At 62.1% G+C, this 17,116-nt stretch carries 15 protein-coding genes; 6 read left to right on the forward strand and 9 right to left on the reverse strand.

The window, feature by feature from the left end; translation table 11 throughout:
- Positions 1–78: 78 nt before the first annotated feature.
- Genes ACP7EW_RS09890 through ACP7EW_RS09905 form a run of 4 tightly spaced genes read right to left on the reverse strand, consistent with a single transcriptional unit; the run spans position 79 to position 6,406 of the window.
- Positions 79–1,443 (reverse strand): heavy metal sensor histidine kinase, encoded by a 1,365-nt coding sequence (locus ACP7EW_RS09890; protein WP_426216731.1) that lies wholly within the window; start codon positions 1,441–1,443, stop codon positions 79–81.
- Positions 1,433–2,110, reverse strand: a complete 678-nt coding sequence (locus ACP7EW_RS09895) for a heavy metal response regulator transcription factor (RefSeq protein WP_033899495.1) — start codon at positions 2,108–2,110, stop codon at positions 1,433–1,435. The genes ACP7EW_RS09890 and ACP7EW_RS09895 overlap by 11 nt, the downstream gene beginning before the upstream one ends.
- Before the next feature lie 31 nt (positions 2,111–2,141).
- Positions 2,142–5,240, reverse strand: a complete 3,099-nt coding sequence (locus ACP7EW_RS09900) for a multidrug efflux RND transporter permease subunit (RefSeq protein ID WP_426216733.1) — start codon at positions 5,238–5,240, stop codon at positions 2,142–2,144.
- Positions 5,237–6,406 carry an efflux RND transporter periplasmic adaptor subunit gene (locus tag ACP7EW_RS09905; RefSeq protein WP_269132882.1) on the reverse strand — a complete coding sequence of 390 codons (1,170 nt, stop codon included), beginning with the start codon at positions 6,404–6,406 and terminating at the stop codon, positions 5,237–5,239. Before ACP7EW_RS09905 ends, ACP7EW_RS09900 begins: the two co-directional genes overlap by 4 nt.
- A 214-nt stretch (positions 6,407–6,620) precedes the next feature.
- Between ACP7EW_RS09905 and ACP7EW_RS09910 the strand changes: the two genes are divergently transcribed.
- Together ACP7EW_RS09910 and ACP7EW_RS09915 are read left to right on the forward strand one after the other, a co-directional pair.
- Positions 6,621–6,854, forward strand: a complete 234-nt coding sequence (locus tag ACP7EW_RS09910) for a hypothetical protein (protein ID WP_033899501.1) — start codon at positions 6,621–6,623, stop codon at positions 6,852–6,854.
- A 164-nt stretch (positions 6,855–7,018) separates the two neighbouring features.
- On the forward strand, positions 7,019–7,789 hold the full coding sequence (locus ACP7EW_RS09915) for a transporter substrate-binding domain-containing protein (RefSeq protein ID WP_426216735.1): 771 nt from the start codon (positions 7,019–7,021) through the stop codon (positions 7,787–7,789).
- A gap of 53 nt (positions 7,790–7,842) precedes the next feature.
- On the opposite strand, the gene ACP7EW_RS09920 is transcribed toward ACP7EW_RS09915, so the two are convergent.
- The 5 genes from ACP7EW_RS09920 to ACP7EW_RS09940 form a co-directional block, all read right to left on the reverse strand.
- Entirely contained in the window at positions 7,843–8,586 is a 744-nt protein-coding gene (locus ACP7EW_RS09920) for a YkgJ family cysteine cluster protein (RefSeq protein ID WP_426216737.1), read from the reverse strand.
- 107 nt (positions 8,587–8,693) lie between these two features.
- On the reverse strand, positions 8,694–9,176 hold the full coding sequence (locus ACP7EW_RS09925) for a GNAT family N-acetyltransferase (protein ID WP_426216739.1): 483 nt from the start codon (positions 9,174–9,176) through the stop codon (positions 8,694–8,696).
- A complete protein-coding gene (locus ACP7EW_RS09930; protein WP_016974976.1) occupies positions 9,173–10,075 on the reverse strand; it encodes a chemotaxis protein CheV in 903 nt (300 codons plus the stop codon). The genes ACP7EW_RS09925 and ACP7EW_RS09930 overlap by 4 nt, the downstream gene beginning before the upstream one ends.
- 86 nt (positions 10,076–10,161) lie before the next feature.
- Positions 10,162–11,136, reverse strand: coding sequence for a 2-hydroxyacid dehydrogenase (locus tag ACP7EW_RS09935; RefSeq protein WP_038849928.1), 975 nt, complete (start codon positions 11,134–11,136; stop codon positions 10,162–10,164).
- Positions 11,137–11,198: 62 nt separating this feature from the next.
- A complete protein-coding gene (locus tag ACP7EW_RS09940; RefSeq protein ID WP_016974978.1) occupies positions 11,199–12,167 on the reverse strand; it encodes a LysR family transcriptional regulator in 969 nt (322 codons plus the stop codon).
- Between the two features lie 182 nt (positions 12,168–12,349).
- Between ACP7EW_RS09940 and ACP7EW_RS09945 the strand changes: the two genes are divergently transcribed.
- Genes ACP7EW_RS09945 through ACP7EW_RS09960 form a run of 4 tightly spaced genes read left to right on the forward strand, consistent with a single transcriptional unit; the run spans position 12,350 to position 17,110 of the window.
- Positions 12,350–13,861: an efflux transporter outer membrane subunit gene (locus tag ACP7EW_RS09945; RefSeq protein ID WP_426216742.1), complete on the forward strand. Its 1,512-nt coding sequence runs from the start codon at positions 12,350–12,352 to the stop codon at positions 13,859–13,861.
- Positions 13,862–13,871: 10 nt separating this feature from the next.
- Positions 13,872–16,049 carry an FUSC family protein gene (locus ACP7EW_RS09950; RefSeq protein ID WP_426216744.1) on the forward strand — a complete coding sequence of 726 codons (2,178 nt, stop codon included), beginning with the start codon at positions 13,872–13,874 and terminating at the stop codon, positions 16,047–16,049.
- A complete protein-coding gene (locus ACP7EW_RS09955; RefSeq protein ID WP_012722318.1) occupies positions 16,039–16,239 on the forward strand; it encodes a DUF1656 domain-containing protein in 201 nt (66 codons plus the stop codon). The genes ACP7EW_RS09950 and ACP7EW_RS09955 overlap by 11 nt, the downstream gene beginning before the upstream one ends.
- A gap of 10 nt (positions 16,240–16,249) precedes the next feature.
- Entirely contained in the window at positions 16,250–17,110 is an 861-nt protein-coding gene (locus ACP7EW_RS09960) for an efflux RND transporter periplasmic adaptor subunit (RefSeq protein WP_426216746.1), read from the forward strand.
- Positions 17,111–17,116 lie beyond the last annotated feature (6 nt).

Consider the following 17,116-nt stretch of genomic DNA (forward strand, 5'->3'; position numbering starts at 1 on the left):
TCAAATTAACGCAGGCGAGCGGTACGATACAGAGTGTAACAAGATAATGACTGTTGCCCAAATCGCAACAGTCAGAGGTTAGACCGGCAGGGTGATGCCAAACGTATTCCCACCGCCCTCGCTGCGCACGAACACATCACCGCCGTGCATCAAGGCAATCGCCTTGACGATGGCCAGTCCCAGGCCGTGATTGGCCCCGCTGTTGCTGCGCGACGCGTCCACCCGATAGAACCGTTCGAACAGGCGTGGCAGATGCTCGCTGGCAATCGCGTCACCGGGGTTGGTCACGCCGATGGCCACCTGGTGTTCCTGCACCTCGATGTTCACAACGATGACCTGTCCGGGCGCGGTGTGTTGTACCGCATTGCTCAACAGGTTGATCAAGGCACGGCGCAGGTGGGCTTTTTCGATCTGCACCGTGGCATCGCCGCGTACCTGCACCTCGACCTGGGCGTCTTCGAGGATGAAGTCCAGGTAGTCGAGGGTGGTGGCCACTTCATCGGCCAGGGAACTTTCGATCAGCTTGGTGGCCTTGCTGCCCTGGTCCGCGCTGGCGAGGAACAGCATGTCGTTGATGATTGAACGCAGGCGCTCCAGTTCTTCGAGGTTGGATTGCAGCACCTCGAAGTAATGCTCGGCCGAACGCCCGCGGGTCAGGGCGACCTGGGTCTGGCCGATCAGGTTGGTCAGCGGCGAGCGCAGTTCGTGGGCCACATCGGCGTTGAACGATTCCAGGCGCGAATAGGCCTGCTCGACGCGATCCAGGGTGGAGTTGAACGAGTTGACGAACTGGCTCAGTTCCGGCGGCAATGGCGACAGCTGCAGACGACCGGAGAGCTTGGGTGGTGCGAGTTTCTGTGCCTCATCCGAGAGCTTGCCCAACGGCTTGAGGCCGATGCGCGCGACCCAGAAACCCAATAACGAAGCGAGTATCACGCCGACCAATGCGAGGCTGACCAACGCGACCAACAGGTGGTGCTGGGTGGCCCGGAAATTCTCGGTGTCGATGGCGATCATGAAACGCAGCGGCGGGCGCTGATCCTTGGCCGGGAACTGGCTCACCAGCACCTTGAACGGGTATTTGCGCCCCGGCAAGCGCAAGTCGCGCTTGCCCGTCGGCCCCTCGGCAAAGGCACGGATCTGCGCATCGGGGTTGCCATACTCGTAGTTCGGATCGCTGCTCACTACCCAGAAGCGGATGCGTTTGTCTTCCTCGCCCAGCAACTTGAGCTTGGCCTGCATCTTCACCCAATGGTCCGGCGTGCCGAAGCGGTTGACCGAAGACTCCAACACGCTATAGCGCGCATCCAACTCGGCGCCCGGCAACAAACCCAGGCTGCGGTCCACCTGCTGATACAGCGCGCCGCCGATCAACAGGAAGATCAACGCCGCTACCAGCGTGAACAGGCTGCTGAGGCGCAGGGCGATGGAGTTAGCCGACACTACGACTCTCCAGCACATACCCCATGCCTCGGATGGTGTGCAGCAGTTTGGTGTCAAACGGCCCGTCGAGCTTGGCGCGCAGGCGCTTGATCGCCACTTCCACCACGTTGGCGTCGCTGTCGAAATTGATGTCCCAGACCATTTCCGCAATCGCGGTCTTGGACAGGATTTCGCCCTGGCGCCGCGCCAATACGCTGAGCAGCGAGAACTCCTTGGCAGTCAGGTCCAGGCGCAGGCCGTTGCGGCTGGCCTTGCGGCTGATCAGGTCGATCCACAGGTCCGCGACGGTCACCTGCACCGGTTCATGCCCACCGCTTCGGCGGGTCAGGGCTTGCAGGCGGGCCACCAGTTCCAGGAAGGAAAACGGCTTGCCCAGGTAGTCGTCGGCGCCTTCGCGCAGGCCACGGATGCGGTCTTCCACACGCTCGCGGGCAGTCAGCATGATCACCGGTGTCTGCTTGCGCGCACGCAGCGCTCGCAATACGCCAAAGCCATCGAGGCCGGGAAGCATCACGTCGAGCACGATTACCGCATAGTCGTTTTCCAGCGCCAGATGCAAGCCTTCGACGCCTTCGCGCGCCACGTCGACGGTGTAGCCTTGCTCTGTCAGGCCGCGATGCAGGTAATCCGCGGTTTTTTCTTCATCTTCAATAATCAGGACGCGCATGAGCCTTTTGCTCCAGGCCGGGGCCTCAGCCTCATTGTGTGGCCGCCAACGCAGGCGTTGGTTTGGGCTTGTGGAAAAACTTCTCAAGGTACAAGTATATGACCGGCGTGGTGAACAGCGTCAGCGCCTGGCTCACCAGCAGGCCGCCGACCACCGAGATACCCAGCGGCTGGCGCAGTTCCGCACCGGCGCCATAGCCGAGCATCAGGGGCAAGGCGCCGAGCAATGCGGCCAATGAGGTCATGATGATCGGCCGGAACCGTGTGATACATGCTTCGAAGATCGCATCATGGGGCGACAGCCCCCGTGTGCGCTGGGCGTCCAGGGCGAAGTCGATCAGCAGGATACCGTTCTTCTTGACGATACCGATCAACAGCACCAGGCCGATCAGCGCCATGATCGAGAAGTCCTGGCCCAACAGCCACAACATGATCAGGGCGCCCAGGCCGGCAGAGGGCAACGTCGAGATGATCGTCAGCGGGTGCACGAAGCTTTCATACAGCACACCGAGAATGATGTAGACCGCCACCAGCGCCGCGAGGATCAACCAGGGTTGGCTGGCCAACGAACTCTGGAACGCCTGCGCCGCCCCCTGGAAGTTGCCGATGATCGAGGCGGGCATGCCGATTTCGTTTTTCGCCTGGTTGAGCAGGATCACTGCGTCGCCCAACGCCACACCGGGCGCCAGGTTGAACGACAGGTTGGCGGCCGGGAACATGCCGTCGTGACTGATGGACAAAGGCCCGACCGTAGGCGCATCGACGCTGGCGACCGCCGACAACGGCACCATTTCATTGGTCAGCGGCGAACGCAGGTAGAAGTAATTCAGGCTTTCGGCCTTGCCGCGCTGCTGGGTGTCCAGTTCCAGCACCACCTGGTACTGGTTGATTTCGGTCTGGAACTCATTGACCTGGCGTTGGCCGAAGGCGTCGTACAGCGCCTGGTCGACGTCGGTGGCGGTCAGGCCGAAACGTGCGGCGGCGCGGCGGTCGATGGTGATGTGGGTAATGCTGCCGCCCAGTTGCAGGTCGTTGGAGATATCGCGGAACGCGGGTATGGAGCGCAATTTTTCGGTCAGGCGCTGGGTCCAGGTATTCAGCGTCGCGCCGTCGTTACTCTTGAGTACGTACTGGTATTGGCTACGGCTGGGGCCCGAGCTTAGGTTGATGTCCTGGCCCGCACGCAGGTACAGCACGATGCCCGGAACTTTGGCCAGCTTGGGGCGGATGCGATCGATGAATTGGCTGGCGGACACATCCCGGTCGCCTCGGGGAACAAGGGAAATCCAGAAGCGACCGTTGGCGATGGTCTGGTTGCTACCGGTCACGCCGACGGAATGGGAGAACGCGCGCACAGCCGGATCAGCCTTCATGATCTCAGCCAGCGCCTTGTGCTTTTCGACCATGTCCGGGTAAGACACGTCCGCAGCCGCCTCGCTGGTGCCGAGGATGAAACCGGTGTCTTGTACCGGGAAGAATCCCTTGGGGATAAACACATAGCCGGCCACGGCCAGCGCCAGGGTCAGCATGAAAATGCCGGCCATGGTGCGTTGGTGGGCCAGGGCGCGGCGCAGGGTTCTTTCGTAGGCTGCCAGCAGCTTTTCACCAAAGCCGGGTTTGTCATGGGGACGATGGCTGGGCGCATTCATGAACAATGCGGCCAGGGTCGGCGCGAGTGTCAGGGACACCACCACGGAAATCAGGATGGTCGAGGTGGCGGTCAAGGCAAACTCCTTGAACAGCCTGCCGACCACGCCGCCCATGAACAGCAGCGGGATGAACGCCGCCACCAGGGACACGCTGATGGACACCACCGTAAAGCCAATTTCGCTGGAGCCCTTGATTGCCGCCTCGCGTTTGTCCAGCCCTGTCTCAAGGTGGCGATGGATGTTCTCCACCACCACAATCGCATCGTCCACCACAAACCCCACGGCCACCACGATGGCGACCAAGGTCAGGTTGTTCAGACTGAAGCCCATCACGTACATCAAGGCAAAACTGGCGATCAACGACACGCCCAGCACGCTGGACACAATTACGGTTGCCGACCACTGGCGCAGGAAAATCGCCATCACGCCGATCACCAGCAACACGGCGATCAGCAGGGTCATTTCCACTTCGTGCAGCGAGGCGCGGATGGTGGTGGTGCGGTCCATTAACACGCTGACCTGCACCGAGGCCGGCAGCATGGCCTCCAGGCGCGGCAGTTCGGCCTGGATGCGCTCCACGGTCTCGACAATGTTGGCGCCGGGCTGGCGGGTGATCACCAGGTTGACCCCGGGTGTGTCCACGGCCCAGGCCTGAACGTAGGCGTTTTCCGAACCATCAACCACCTTGGCCACGTCGCGCAGTTGAACAGGGGCGCCGTTCTTGTAGGAAACAATCAGGTCGCCGTATTCATCGGGGTGGAACAGTTGGTCATTGGTTGCCAGGGTCGACACGCTGTTTTTGCCGTACAACGCACCTTTGGCCAGGTTCAGGCTCGATTGCTGGATCGCCAAGCGGATGTCGGCCAGCGTCAGGCCGATGGCGGCGAGCTTGTCGGGAGACGCCTGCACGCGAATCGCCGGGCGTTGCTGGCCGGTAATGTTGATCTGGCCGACGCCGTCGATCTGGCTGATCTGCCGGGCCAGCAGGGTTTCCACCAGATCGCTCAGTTCGGTGCCGGGCATGTCATGGGAGCTGACACTGACGATCAGCACCGGGCTGTCTGCCGGGTTGACCTTGCGCCAGGTCGGCAGGCTCGGCATGTCACTTGGTAGCTTGCCGGCGGCGGTGTTGATGGCGGCCTGCACTTCCTGTGCAGCGGTGTCGATGCTCTTATCGAGGGTGAATTGCAGGGTCAGCAGGGTGGAGCCCAAAGCACTGCTGGACGTCATCTGGGTCATGCCGGGGATGGCGCTGAACTGCACCTCCAGCGGGGTCGCAATCGACGATGCCATGGTGTCGGGGCTGGCGCCGGGCAGTTGCGCGGTCACTTGGATCGTCGGGAATTCGGCTTCCGGCAACGGGGCGATAGGCAGCTTGGGAAAGGCAATCAGCCCGAGCAGCACCAGGGCGAAGGTCAGCAACAGGGTGGCGACCGGGCGGTCGATGCACCAGGCGGAAATTGATCCCCGCGATGTCGTCATGGCTGCACCTTGGCGTCAGCGGTCTGGATCGCCTGGGGTGGCTCTTTGAGAATGTCGACCTTGGCGCCTGCCTTGAGCCGCGACTGGCCATCGCTGACCAGCACATCGCCAACCTGGATACCCTTGAGGATATTGCGGTCACTGTCCTGATACACCACTTGCACCGGCACGATGTCGACCTTGTCGCCGTTGACGCGGTACACGAAGTGCGAGTCCAAGCCGCGTTGCACCACGCTGGGCGGGACTGCCAGGGCGTTGCGGTCGAGGGCGGTCTGGATCTTGATCGTCACCAGTTGGCCCGGCCAGAGTTTCTGCGTGCTGTTGCTGAATTCGGCCTTGGCGCGGATGGTGCCGGTGGTGCCGCTGATCTGGTTGTCGATCAGGCTCAAGCGGCCCTGGCCCAGCAGGTCGGAGTTTTCACTTTCGGTATCGGCACCGAGATAGGCGTCCACGCGCGCTGGGTAAGCGGCCGCGATCAGGCCTTGCAACGTCGGTAGCATCTGCTGCGGCAGGGAGAATTCGATGGCAATCGGGTCGATCTGGGTGACCGAGAACAGCCCCTGGGCATCGCTCATGCGCAGGAAGTTGCCTTCATCCACGCTGCGGATACCGACGCGGCCGGTGACCGGTGAGCGAATCTGCGTGTACGACAGCTGTACCTGGGCCGCGTCGATGGCGGCCTGGTTACCTTGTATCGTCGCTTTCAGTTGGTTGACCAGTGCCTGTTGCTGGTCATAGGTCTGCTTGGAGATGCCGTCATCAACGCTCAGTTCCTTGTAGCGCTTGAGGTTGACCACGGCCACTTGCAGCTGCGCCTGGCTCTCGCCCAGTTGCGCCTTGGCCTGGTCGAGGCTGGCGCGGATCGAGCGGTCATCGATGGTCGCCAATAGATCGCCAGCCTTGACCAGTTGCCCTTCCTTGACCAGCAATCGCGTGAGGATGCCGTCGATTTGCGGGCGGATGACCACGCTGTGCAACGACAGCACCGAGCCGATGCCCGTGACGTAGCGTGGCAGATCCTGTTCCACCACCTTCATCACGCGGACCGGCACGGCCGTGGAGGCGACCAGCTTGGTCTTGGCGGGTCGGGTCAGCGCCCAAGCCGCCACGGCCAGTAGGATGAGGACTCCCACGATCACTGCAGTTTTTCTTCTAGGAATGTGCATGCGGTAAGGCGCCAGGACGATGGGAAAAAGATGGGGTGAGTATTTATAGCCTGCGGACCCGGTCAGTAAAGTGACCGCTATCTGACAGCCGCGTCAGTAAAGGCCTGACCGCTCGTACGACGCAGGTCAAAGATTTGCGTTGCGCAGGTATACTTCCTACATACGTGGCCCTTAATGTGTGCCCGCATCACTTCCTGCACGCCCCGGAGCTTTCATGACATCCCCGACACAATCCCCTGTTGAAGCGACCGATCTCGTCGATTCGGCCAGCGCCGATGGCGTTGAAAAAGCCGAGATCCCGGCGTTCAAGTTTCCTTTCAAGCCGGGTGAGCTGGAGGGGAGCAAGAATAACGCCCAGCCCTGGTACAAGAACGGCGCCAAGAACGGTCATACCAAGACTCCAGGCATGGCACCACCGGGCACTCGCCGCTCCATGGGTAAACGTTAAGAATAATTCGCTGAAATGTTTCACGGACGTTGCCTACGCTGATCGCCGAACTTTCTGCTTGTAGGCCTGCGATCCTTTCTTGAAAGCTTGCACCGCTTCTGTTCTGCCCCGACTTGTTATCGGGGCTGGACAGGGTGAGCTCTTTCCGGAAAAGGACGTTTCCTGTGGCCCCGATACACCTCTGTGTAGCGCTTGTCCTGTTACTTGCGGTAGATGCCGTTGCGGGTATTGATCAACCGCGACGCGAAATCCGTTTTGCCGTTGCTGCGCAATTTCCCCCCTTTCAGAGCCGCAATCCGCAAGGGCAGTTGGTCGGCCTGAATATCGAGCTGGGTAACGCGCTCTGCCAGCAATTGAATGTGCGCTGTACCTGGGTCGACCAGGTACTGGTCGAAAACTTCGAAGACCTTGAAGCCCGCCAGTTCGACGCAATCATGGGCATTGCCCCCACTCCCCGGCGTCGGCGCTGGGTGAGCTTCAGCGATATCCTCTACCCCTTCACGACACGGCTGGTGGCACGTCGTGACTCAGGGCTGACGCCAACCACAACGTCCCTTAAAGGCAAGCGAGTCGGTGTACTGCTGGGCAGTAATCGTGAAGCCTTCGTTCGGACTCAATGGGCCGGCAAAGGGGTGATCATCAAGAGTTTCTGGCTCAACGACGAATTGGTTCGAGGTCTGGTCGCGGGCGATATCGACGCAACCCTGCAGGGCACAGTGGAGATCCGCAACGCGTTGCTCGACACCGCCGCGGGCGAAGATTTCGATTTTCTGGGGCCCGCCGTTTCGGCGGACCTGTTGGGCGAGGGCGTGGCGATCGCGCTGCGCAATACCGACACTGCATTACGCACTGAACTCAACCGCGCCGTCGAACAGCTCAAGCACAATGGCGAATACCAGAGGATTGTTGCGCCTTACCGACTGGATATGCCGTGATGGCCAATTAATTTGCGGCCACCGTCAGCGCCGCGCAGCAAAGCGTTCTGGGTCTACACCGCGCGTAGCGGGATAAACGCGTAGTTGGCCGGCACCTCGGTGGCAATCTGCGCCCCGGCATCCAGCACCTGTTCGGCGATATCCATTCCCGACACATGGAACACCCATTCATTGGCCACGGACGGCTGATTCACCGCCAACTCAATCGCCTGGGCGAAGGCCCCCATGTCCGGCAAGTAAGCGGTAAATCCATCACCCTTGAGCGCCGTGGTGCGAATGCCCAGCAAAGCGCACACCGCCTCTTTGGTCTGCACATCGTCGCGGTCGGCCTGGCGCGAGCGGCGGATCAGTTCAGCCAGTTCCTGGTCCATCAGCTCACCGCCGACGATCAGTGCCGGCCCCTGTTCCCAGGATTCCGGCGGGCAATCCTTGGCGGCGGGGTTCAACGGGATATGCGGATTGATTTCCATTGGGTAGATGCGGCACACCAATGGGCGGCGCTCATAGATGCGGCACCGGTTGTCTTCGTCAAGATTCTGGCAGCGTCCGGCGTTGTAGGCGGCAAAGGTGATTGCCACAAACGCCTCGGTATTGCCGCTGGGCACCACCACCGAACGGCGCTCGGCATGTTCGCGTTGCTGCTGGGGCAGGCCCAGGCCATTGCCCAGGAAACCTTCCACCAGAACGATGACGTTACCGCCGTCCGCCGCCCACGTCCGGGCTTCTGCGAGGGTCAGGGGCACGTGGTGGTCGGAGCAGCATTTGCCGCAACCGACGCAGGAAAATTGAGTATTCATGGCGGATCTGTCACCAGGCTAGGTCAGAGGGCACGCAAGAACGGTGACGGGTTTTTACCTCTGTTCACCGATTCGCTCTCTGGAAGCAAGTTACACGCCAGTGCGTGTCAGTCCTGACTGACTAAGTCGCGTAGGACAAATGTCATCCCCGCGCTTTCATACAGCTGGCGAGCACGCCCATTGCTCTCCAGCACCTTGAGGTCCACATAGGGCTCACCGCGTTGCTTGAACACCTGGAAGCTGTGCAGCAACAGGGCACGCCCCAGCCCTTGGCCTTGGGCGCAAGGGTGGATGGAGAGGTTTTTGATAAAGGCACTGGTCCAGCATTGGGCCACGCCGAGAATGCCGTCGTCGTTGCTGACCACCAGGCACAGGGTGGGATCGAACTCGGCATCGGTGGTGAATGGGCGTCGCCAGGTTTCCAGGTTGGGCACGCGACCGCCGCCCTGTTCCTGGGTCAGGCACAACACGGCATGAATCGCTGGCGCCAGGTCGTCGCGGTAGTGGTCCAGCTGCACCCCGGCGGGCCATTGCGGGGCGGGCAGGCTGCCAGTGAGGTCGCGCCGCAGCAGTTGGAAATAATCGCTCACAGGCCTTTTTGCGCCACCGTTTGCGCGGCCACCACCAGGCACTTGGTCAGCTCTGGCGATGAGAATTTGGTAAGTACTGCGTCGGCGCCGGCCAAGCGGGCTTTTTCGCTGTTCATCGCGCTGTCCAGGGAGGTGTGCAGCAGTACATAGAGGTGTTGGAAATCCGGGGTTTCGCGCAGGGTGCGGGTCAGGGCGTAGCCATCCATTTCCGACATTTCGATGTCCGACACCACCACATTGATCTGCTCGACCGTGCCTTGCAGCTCCAGCAACACATCGATGGCTTCCTTGGCACTGCGCGCGGTGTGGCAGGTGAGGCCGAGGTTACGCAGAGTGTGCACCGATTGCTGCAGGGCGACCTGACTGTCGTCCACCACCAGGATGCGCGCGTTGCCGAGCACTTCGGCTTCTTCCATGGTCAGGTCGGTCGGCGCCGCTTCGATTGGTGCCGGCGCGATGCCGTGGATGACTTTCTCGATATCCAGCACCTGCACCAGGCCGCCTTCCACCTGGGTGACCCCGGTGATGAACGCGCGGTTGCCGCCAGAACCATAGGGCGGTGGGCGGATGTCGGTGGTCAGGCAGTGCACGATCTTGCTCACCGCCTGCACGTGCAACCCTTGCTTGGAGCGGCTTACGTCGGTGACGATCAGGCAGCCGCCGTCGGGGTCTGCCAGAGGCATTTCGCCGAGGGCGCGGCTCAGGTCGATCACCGCCAGCGAGTTACCGCGCAGGGTGGCGATGCCTTTGACGTGGGGGTGGGACTCCGGCAGCTTGGTCAGCGGCGGGCAGGGAATGATTTCGCTGACTTTCAGCAGGTTGATCGCCATCAGCTTGCCGCTGCGCAAGGTAAAAAGCAGAAGCGAAAGTGAGTCTGCGCGGGCTTTGGTGGTGGACATAAAAACCTTCTGTGGATCAGGGATGACGATCTATGGAAGGTTATCGACTTGAGGGGCCCATGCTTTAGGGGCATGGGCCCTTAAAGTCAGCCCTTCCACACCTGCGGGTTCACCAGGTCCTGCGGACGTTGGCCCAGCAGGGCGCTGCGCAGGTTGTCCAGGGCGCGGTTGGCCATGGCTTCACGGGTTTCGTGGGTGGCCGAGCCGATGTGCGGCAAGGTCACGGCATTGCTCAGTTGGAACAGCGGCGACTCGGCCAGCGGCTCCTGCTCATACACATCCAGCCCGGCGCCACGGATGCGCTGGTTTTGCAGGGCTTCGATCAGCGCCGGCTCGTCGACTACCGGGCCACGGGAGATGTTGATCAGGATCGCGCTGGACTTCATCAAGCCCAGCTCGCGGGTGCTGATCAGGTGACGGGTCTTGTCGCTCAACGGCACCACCAGGCAGACGAAATCCGCCTCGGCCAGCAACTGATCGAGGCTGCGAAACTGTGCGCCCAGTTCCTGCTCCAGTGCTGGCTTGCGGCTGTTGCCGCTGTACAGGATCGGCATGTTGAAACCCAGGCGCCCACGCCGCGCCACGGCCGCACCGATGTTGCCCATGCCGACGATGCCCAGCGTTTTGCCATGTACGTCGCAACCGAACAACGGCGCGCCGACGCTGGCTTTCCACTGCCCGGCCTTGGTCCAGGCGTCCAGCTCGGCCACCCGGCGGGCGCTGCTCATGAGCAGGGCGAAGGCCAGGTCGGCGGTGCTTTCGGTGAGCACGTCGGGGGTGTTGGTGAGCATGATCCCGCGTTCGTTGAAGTACGCCACATCGTAGTTGTCGTAGCCCACCGACACGCTGGACACCACTTCCAGCTTGCTCGCGCCCTGCAACTGTTCACGCCCCAGCTTGCGGCCCACGCCGATCAGGCCGTGGGCGTGGGGCAGGGCTTCATTGAATTGAGCGTTGAGGTCGCCCAGCTTGGGGTTGGGCGCGATCACCTCGAAATCCTGTTGCAGGCGTTCGATCATTTCCGGGGTGACGCGGCTGAAGGCGAGGACAGTCTTTTTCATTGCAGGCGGGCTCATCGACTACGGAAGAATGCCAAGCACGCTAACATTCCTGTTGCGGATTGTCAGTTCGCCATCCGCACGCCGCTGAGGCTGCCACTCAACTCATACGCCACCAGTTCCGCCTGGTGCGCCGCCAGAATTTCCGGCAGCGAACCGCGCAAGTATTCCACCCAGGTCTTGATCTTCGCATCCAGGTATTGGCGCGACGGGTAGATGGCGTACAGGTTCAGTTCCTGGGAGCGGTAGTTGGGCATCACCCGCACCAGGGTGCCGTTGCGCAGGCCTTCGATGGCCGCGTACACAGGCAGCAGGCCGACGCCCATGCCGCTGGTGATCGCGGTTTTCATCGCATCGGCGGAGTTCACCAGGAACGGCGAGGTGTTGATCGCCACGCTTTCCTGGCCTTCAGGGCCGTTGAAGGTCCATTTATCCAATTGGATCACCGGGCTGACCAAGCGCAGGCAGGCGTGGTTGAGCAAGTCCTGTGGGCGCTGCGCGCAACCCTTGGCCTTGACGTAATCCGGCGAGGCACACGCGATGCTGTAAGTAATGCCCAGGCGCTGGGAGACAAAACCCGAGTCCGGCAACTCGCTCGCCAGCACGATGGAGACGTCGTAGCCCTCATCGAGCAGGTCCGGCACACGGTTGGCCAGGGTCAGGTCGAAGGTCACGTCCGGGTGAGTACGGCGATAGCGCGCAATCGCATCGATGACAAAGTGCTGGCCGATACCGGTCATGGTGTGCACTTTCAACTGCCCGGCGGGGCGCGCGTGGGCGTCGCTGGCTTCGGCCTCGGCTTCCTCGACGTAGGCCAGGATCTGTTCGCAGCGCAGCAGATAACGTTTGCCGGCCTCGGTCAGCGCGATGCGGCGGGTGGTGCGGTTGAGCAAGCGGGTTTGCAGGTGGGCCTCAAGGTTGGAGACCGCGCGCGACACATTGGCCGTGGTGGTATCCAGTTGCACGGCGGCGGCGGTGAAGCTGCCAGCTTCGGCCACGCAACTGAAGGCGCGCATGTTTTGCAAAGTGTCCATGGAGTGTTCTCAGGGGAGATAACAAATTGTGACAGAAAGTTACGCCGTCCAGTGATCCCTACCAACGGATTATCGCCTGAACGGTAACAAAGATTCACAGGAATACCAGCTTATCGTCCTTCATGCCGCCCCCTAGAATTGCGCCACCTACCCCGCACCACCACCTCAGGAAGTCGCTTGCCGTGCCGCGTCGCATCAGCAGAGAGCTGAAGACTCTCAGTGTTTGGGCTTTATCGTTAGCAATCAGCGGCTGCATCGGAACCGGAGGAATCGCCCCACAAGGCCAATCTCTCGATGCCAACCACCTGGCCACCGACGAAGCCATCCAGAGCGCCGCCCAGGACGCCCGCTGGCCCACCGGGCAATGGTGGCAAGCCTACGGCGACCCGCAACTGAGCCGCTGGGTCGACCTGGCCACGCAACACAGCCCGAGCCTGGCCATGGCCGCCGCGCGAGTGCGTGAGGCGCGGGCCATGGCCGGAGTTGCCGAGTCAGCCGAGTCGCTGCAGATCAACAGCGACACCACCCTCAAGCGCCACAACTGGCCGAAGGATCAGTTCTATGGTCCCGGCGAGCTAAGCGGTGCCAACACCTGGGATAACAATGCGTCCCTGGGCCTGAGTTACGCCCTTGACCTGTGGGGCCGCGAAAGCAATGCCACCGAACGTGCGGTCGACCTGGCGCACATGAGCGCCGCCGAAGCGCGCCAGGCCCAGCTCGAATTGCAGAACAACGTGGTGCGCGCCTATATCCAGTTGTCGTTGCATTACGCCAACCGCGATATCGCCGCAGCGACCCTGGCGCAACAGCAGCAGATCCTCGACCTGGCCAACAAGCGCTTGAATGCCGGGATCGGCACCCACTTCGACGTCAGCCAGGCCGAAACCCCGTTGCCGGAAACCCATCGCCAACTGGACGCCCTCGACGAAGAGATCGCCCTGAGCCGTAACCAGTTGGCGGCCCTGGCGGGCAAAGGCCCGGGGGAAGGCGCGCAGTTGCAACGCCCGAGCCTGTCCCTGGCCGCACCGTTGAAATTGCCGTCGAGCCTGCCCGCGCAGTTGCTCGGCCAACGCCCGGACGTGGTTGCCCGCCGCTGGCAAGTCGCGGCCCAGGCCCGTGGTATCGATGTGGCCCACGCCGGTTTCTACCCCAACGTCGACCTGGTCGGCAGCCTCGGCTACATGGCCACCGGTGGCGGCATGCTGGAATTCCTGGCGGGCAAGAAATTCAACTACAACGTGGGACCTGCGATCACCTTGCCGATCTTCGACGGTGGCCGCCTGCGTGCGGAACTGGGCGAAGCCAGCGCCGGTTATGACATCGCTGTCGCCCAGTACAACCAGACCCTGGTCCATGCGCTCAAGGGCATCAGCGACCAGTTGATCCGCCGCGAATCGATGGACAAGCAAGCCGCCTTCGCCGCGCAGTCGGTGGCCTCGGCGCAGAAGACCTACGACATCGCGATGATCGCCTATCAACGCGGCCTCACCGACTACCTCAATGTATTGAACGCACAGACCTTGCTGTTTCATCAGCAACAGATCGAGCAACAGGTGCAGGCCGCTCGCCTGAGCGCCCACGCCGAACTGGTGACGGCCCTGGGCGGTGGCCTCGGCGCTGGCAACGATGTGCCGCAAGACGCCAAGACCCTTCCGAGCAAGACCCCAGCGGCGCTGGCCGTATTTGATCACTGAGTAGGATGCGATGACTCCCTTGCCTGCACCGCTGCGCTGGCTGCATGCCCTTGAGTGGCGCCGTGGCTTTTTCGACTGGGCACGCAGCGATGGCGTGACCTGGGTGTATATCTTCAAGGTGCTGGTCGCCGCGTTCCTGACGTTGTGGCTGGCCATGCGCCTGGAGCTGCCGCAACCGCGCACAGCGATGATCACCGTGTTTATCGTCATGCAACCGCAAAGCGGCCAGGTGTTCGCCAAGAGTTTCTATCGCTTCCTTGGCACCATGGCGGGGTCGGCGGTGATGGTGTTGTTGATTGCCTTGTTTGCGCAGAACACCGAGTTGTTCCTCGGCGCCTTGGCGATCTGGGTCGGCATCTGCACCGCCGGTGCCACGCGCAACCGCAACTTTCGCGCCTATGGTTTTGTGCTGGCCGGTTATACGGCGGCGATGGTCGGGTTGCCGGCCCTGGCGCATCCGGACGGCGCCTTCATGGCGGCGGTGTGGCGGGTGCTGGAAATCTCCCTGGGGATTCTGTGTTCCACCCTGGTGAGTGCCGCGATCCTGCCGCAAACCAGCAGTGCCGCCATGCGCAACGCCTTGTACCAGCGCTTCGGCGTGTTTGCGCTGTTCGTCACCGACGGCCTGCGTGGGCGCAGCCAGCGTGAGGGTTTCGAGGCCAGCAACGTGCGGTTTATCGCCGAAGCCGTGGGTCTGGAAGGGCTGCGCAGCATCACGGTGTTTGAAGACCCACACATGCGTCGGCGCAACGGCCGGCTCAGTCGCCTCAACAGCGAGTTCATGAGCATCACCACACGCTTCAATGCCTTGCACCAATTGCTGGAGCGCTTGCGCACCGATGAAGCGGACCATGTGGTCGCGGCCATCAAACCCGGCCTGCAGGATCTTGCCGAACTGCTCGATGGCTTCTCCGGCCGCGCGCTTACCAGCCCGGACGCGGCACGCTTGGTCAACCAACTCAGCGCCTACAAGGACGGCCTGCCCGCCAAGGTCCGCAGCCTGCGTGCGGCCTTTCAGGAAGAGCACCCGAGCGAAGCCGAACAGCTGGATTTCCACACCGCCTACGAGCTGCTTTATCGCTTCGTTGATGATGTGCACAACTACGCGCAAACCCACGCGTCCCTGGCGGATCACAGCCATGAGCGCGAGCAGTGGGACGAAACCTTCACCCCCAAGACCAACTGGCTGGCCTGCGCCGCCTCGGGGATTCGCGCGTCATTCATCCTCATCGTCTTGGGCAGCTATTGGGTGGCCACCGCCTGGCCCAGCGGCGCGACCATGACCCTGATCGCAGCCGCTACGGTAGGCTTGTCCGCCGCCACGCCGAACCCGAAACGCATGGCGTTCCAGATGGCGTGCGGAACCTTGATCGGGGCCCTGGTGGGCTTTGTCGAAATGTTCTTCGTGTTCCCCTGGATCGACGGTTTCCCACTGCTGTGCGTGATGCTTGCGCCGGTGATCATCTTTGGCGCGTTCCTCGCCTCGCGCCCGCAATACGCGGGTGTCGGCGTGGGGCTGCTGATCTTCTTCAGCACCGGCTCGGTGCCGGACAACCTGACGGTCTACAACCCCTACACCTTCATCAACGACTACATCGCCATGGTCATCGGCATGCTGGTGTGCGCGGCGGCGGGGGCGATCATCCTGCCGCCCAACAGCCGTTGGTTGTGGCGGCGGTTGGAGCAGGACCTGCGAGAGCAAGTGGTGTATGCGATCAGCGGCAAGCTCAAGGGCTTGGCGTCGAGTTTCGAAAGCCGCACTCGCGATTTGCTGCACCAGGCCTACGGCCTCGCGGTCGGCCAGCCGCAAGTGCAGCGCGACCTGCTGCGCTGGATGTTTGTGGTGCTGGAAGTCGGCCACGCGATCATCGAGTTGCGCAAGGAACAGGCGATTCTGCCGGTGCATCCGGCGTACGCCGAATCCCAGCCGTGGCGCCAGGCCATCCGCGTGATGGGCCGCTCGCTGGTGCGGCTGTTCCTGCAACCGAGCGCGAGCAACCTGGAGCGTGGCCTGATCGCGGTCGACCATGCGATCAGCCGCGTGCAGGCCACCGACGAACCCTTCGCCCCGCACTTCGACACCTCGGCCCTGCGCCGGGTGAAAAGCTACCTGCACTTTATCCGCACCTCGCTGCTGGACCCGCAATCGCCGCTGGCTGCCCTTAAAGGATCCCCGCATGCCCCGTGAAATCGCCTTCCACGGCGTGTACATGCCGACCATGACCCTGATGTTCCTGATCGCAGCCGTATTGGCCTGGGCGCTTGATCGCTTCCTGGCTGGCTTCGACCTGTACCGTTTTTTCTGGCACCCGGCGTTGCTGCGCCTGAGCCTGTTCGTTTGCCTGTTCGGCGCCTTGGCGCTGACCGTCTACCGTTGAGAATGCCCCGATGAAAAAGTTTTTCAGCCTGCTCGCGACCTTGCTGGTGTTGGCCTTGGCCATCTGGATTGGCCGCACATTGTGGGTGCACTACATGCAAACCCCGTGGACCCGTGACGGGCGTGTGCGCGCGGACATCATCAACGTCGCCGCCGACGTTACCGGTGAGGTGGTCGACGTACCGGTGCGTGACAACCAACTGGTGAAAAAGGGTGACCTGCTGATGCAGATCGACCCCGGGCACTACCGCATTGCGGTCAAGCAGGCGCAGTCACTGGTGGCGTCGCGCAAAGCCACCTGGGAAATGCGCAAGGTCAATGCCCATCGCCGCGCCGATCTCGATGCGCTGGTGATCTCCAAGGAAAACCGCGACGACGCCAGCAACATCGCCGACTCGGCGTTGGCCGATTACCAACACGCGCTTGCGCAGTTGGAAGCCGCCGAACTCAATTTGAAACGCACCCAAGTGGTGGCGGCCGTCGATGGTTACGTCACCAACCTCAATGTGCATCGCGGCGACTATGCGCGCATCGGTGAGGCCAAGATGGCCGTGGTGGATATGAACTCGTTCTGGGTGTATGGCTTCTTCGAAGAAACCAAGCTGCCCCACGTCAAGGTCGGCGATAAAGCCGATATGCAATTGATGAGCGGCGAGACCCTGAAGGGCCATGTGGAAAGCATCTCGCGCGGCATCTACGACCGCGACAACCCCGAAAGCCGCGAGCTGATCGCCGATGTGAACCCGACCTTCAACTGGGTGCGCCTGGCCCAGCGGGTGCCGGTGCGGATTCATATCGATGAAGTGCCGGAAGGGGTGTTGTTGGCGGCGGGGATTACTTGCACCGTCATCGTCGATCAGACACAACACTGAAACGGC

The sequence above is a fragment of the Pseudomonas sp. DWRC2-2 genome, assembly GCF_049897885.1.
In the GTDB taxonomy this organism is placed as follows: domain Bacteria; phylum Pseudomonadota; class Gammaproteobacteria; order Pseudomonadales; family Pseudomonadaceae; genus Aquipseudomonas; species Aquipseudomonas azotoformans_A.

Coding starts and splice junctions, on each gene's coding strand:
- ACP7EW_RS09895 (WP_033899495.1), bottom strand. CDS start 2,110: ATGCGCGTCCTGATTATTGAAGATGAAGAAAAAACCGCGGATTACCTG.
- ACP7EW_RS09900 (WP_426216733.1), bottom strand. CDS start 5,240: ATGACGACATCGCGGGGATCAATTTCCGCCTGGTGCATCGACCGCCCG.
- ACP7EW_RS09905 (WP_269132882.1), bottom strand. CDS start 6,406: ATGCACATTCCTAGAAGAAAAACTGCAGTGATCGTGGGAGTCCTCATC.
- ACP7EW_RS09910 (WP_033899501.1), top strand. CDS start 6,621: ATGACATCCCCGACACAATCCCCTGTTGAAGCGACCGATCTCGTCGAT.
- ACP7EW_RS09920 (WP_426216737.1), bottom strand. CDS start 8,586: ATGAATACTCAATTTTCCTGCGTCGGTTGCGGCAAATGCTGCTCCGAC.
- ACP7EW_RS09930 (WP_016974976.1), bottom strand. CDS start 10,075: ATGTCCACCACCAAAGCCCGCGCAGACTCACTTTCGCTTCTGCTTTTT.
- ACP7EW_RS09935 (WP_038849928.1), bottom strand. CDS start 11,136: ATGAAAAAGACTGTCCTCGCCTTCAGCCGCGTCACCCCGGAAATGATC.
- ACP7EW_RS09940 (WP_016974978.1), bottom strand. CDS start 12,167: ATGGACACTTTGCAAAACATGCGCGCCTTCAGTTGCGTGGCCGAAGCT.
- ACP7EW_RS09950 (WP_426216744.1), top strand. CDS start 13,872: ATGACTCCCTTGCCTGCACCGCTGCGCTGGCTGCATGCCCTTGAGTGG.
- ACP7EW_RS09955 (WP_012722318.1), top strand. CDS start 16,039: ATGCCCCGTGAAATCGCCTTCCACGGCGTGTACATGCCGACCATGACC.
- ACP7EW_RS09960 (WP_426216746.1), top strand. CDS start 16,250: ATGAAAAAGTTTTTCAGCCTGCTCGCGACCTTGCTGGTGTTGGCCTTG.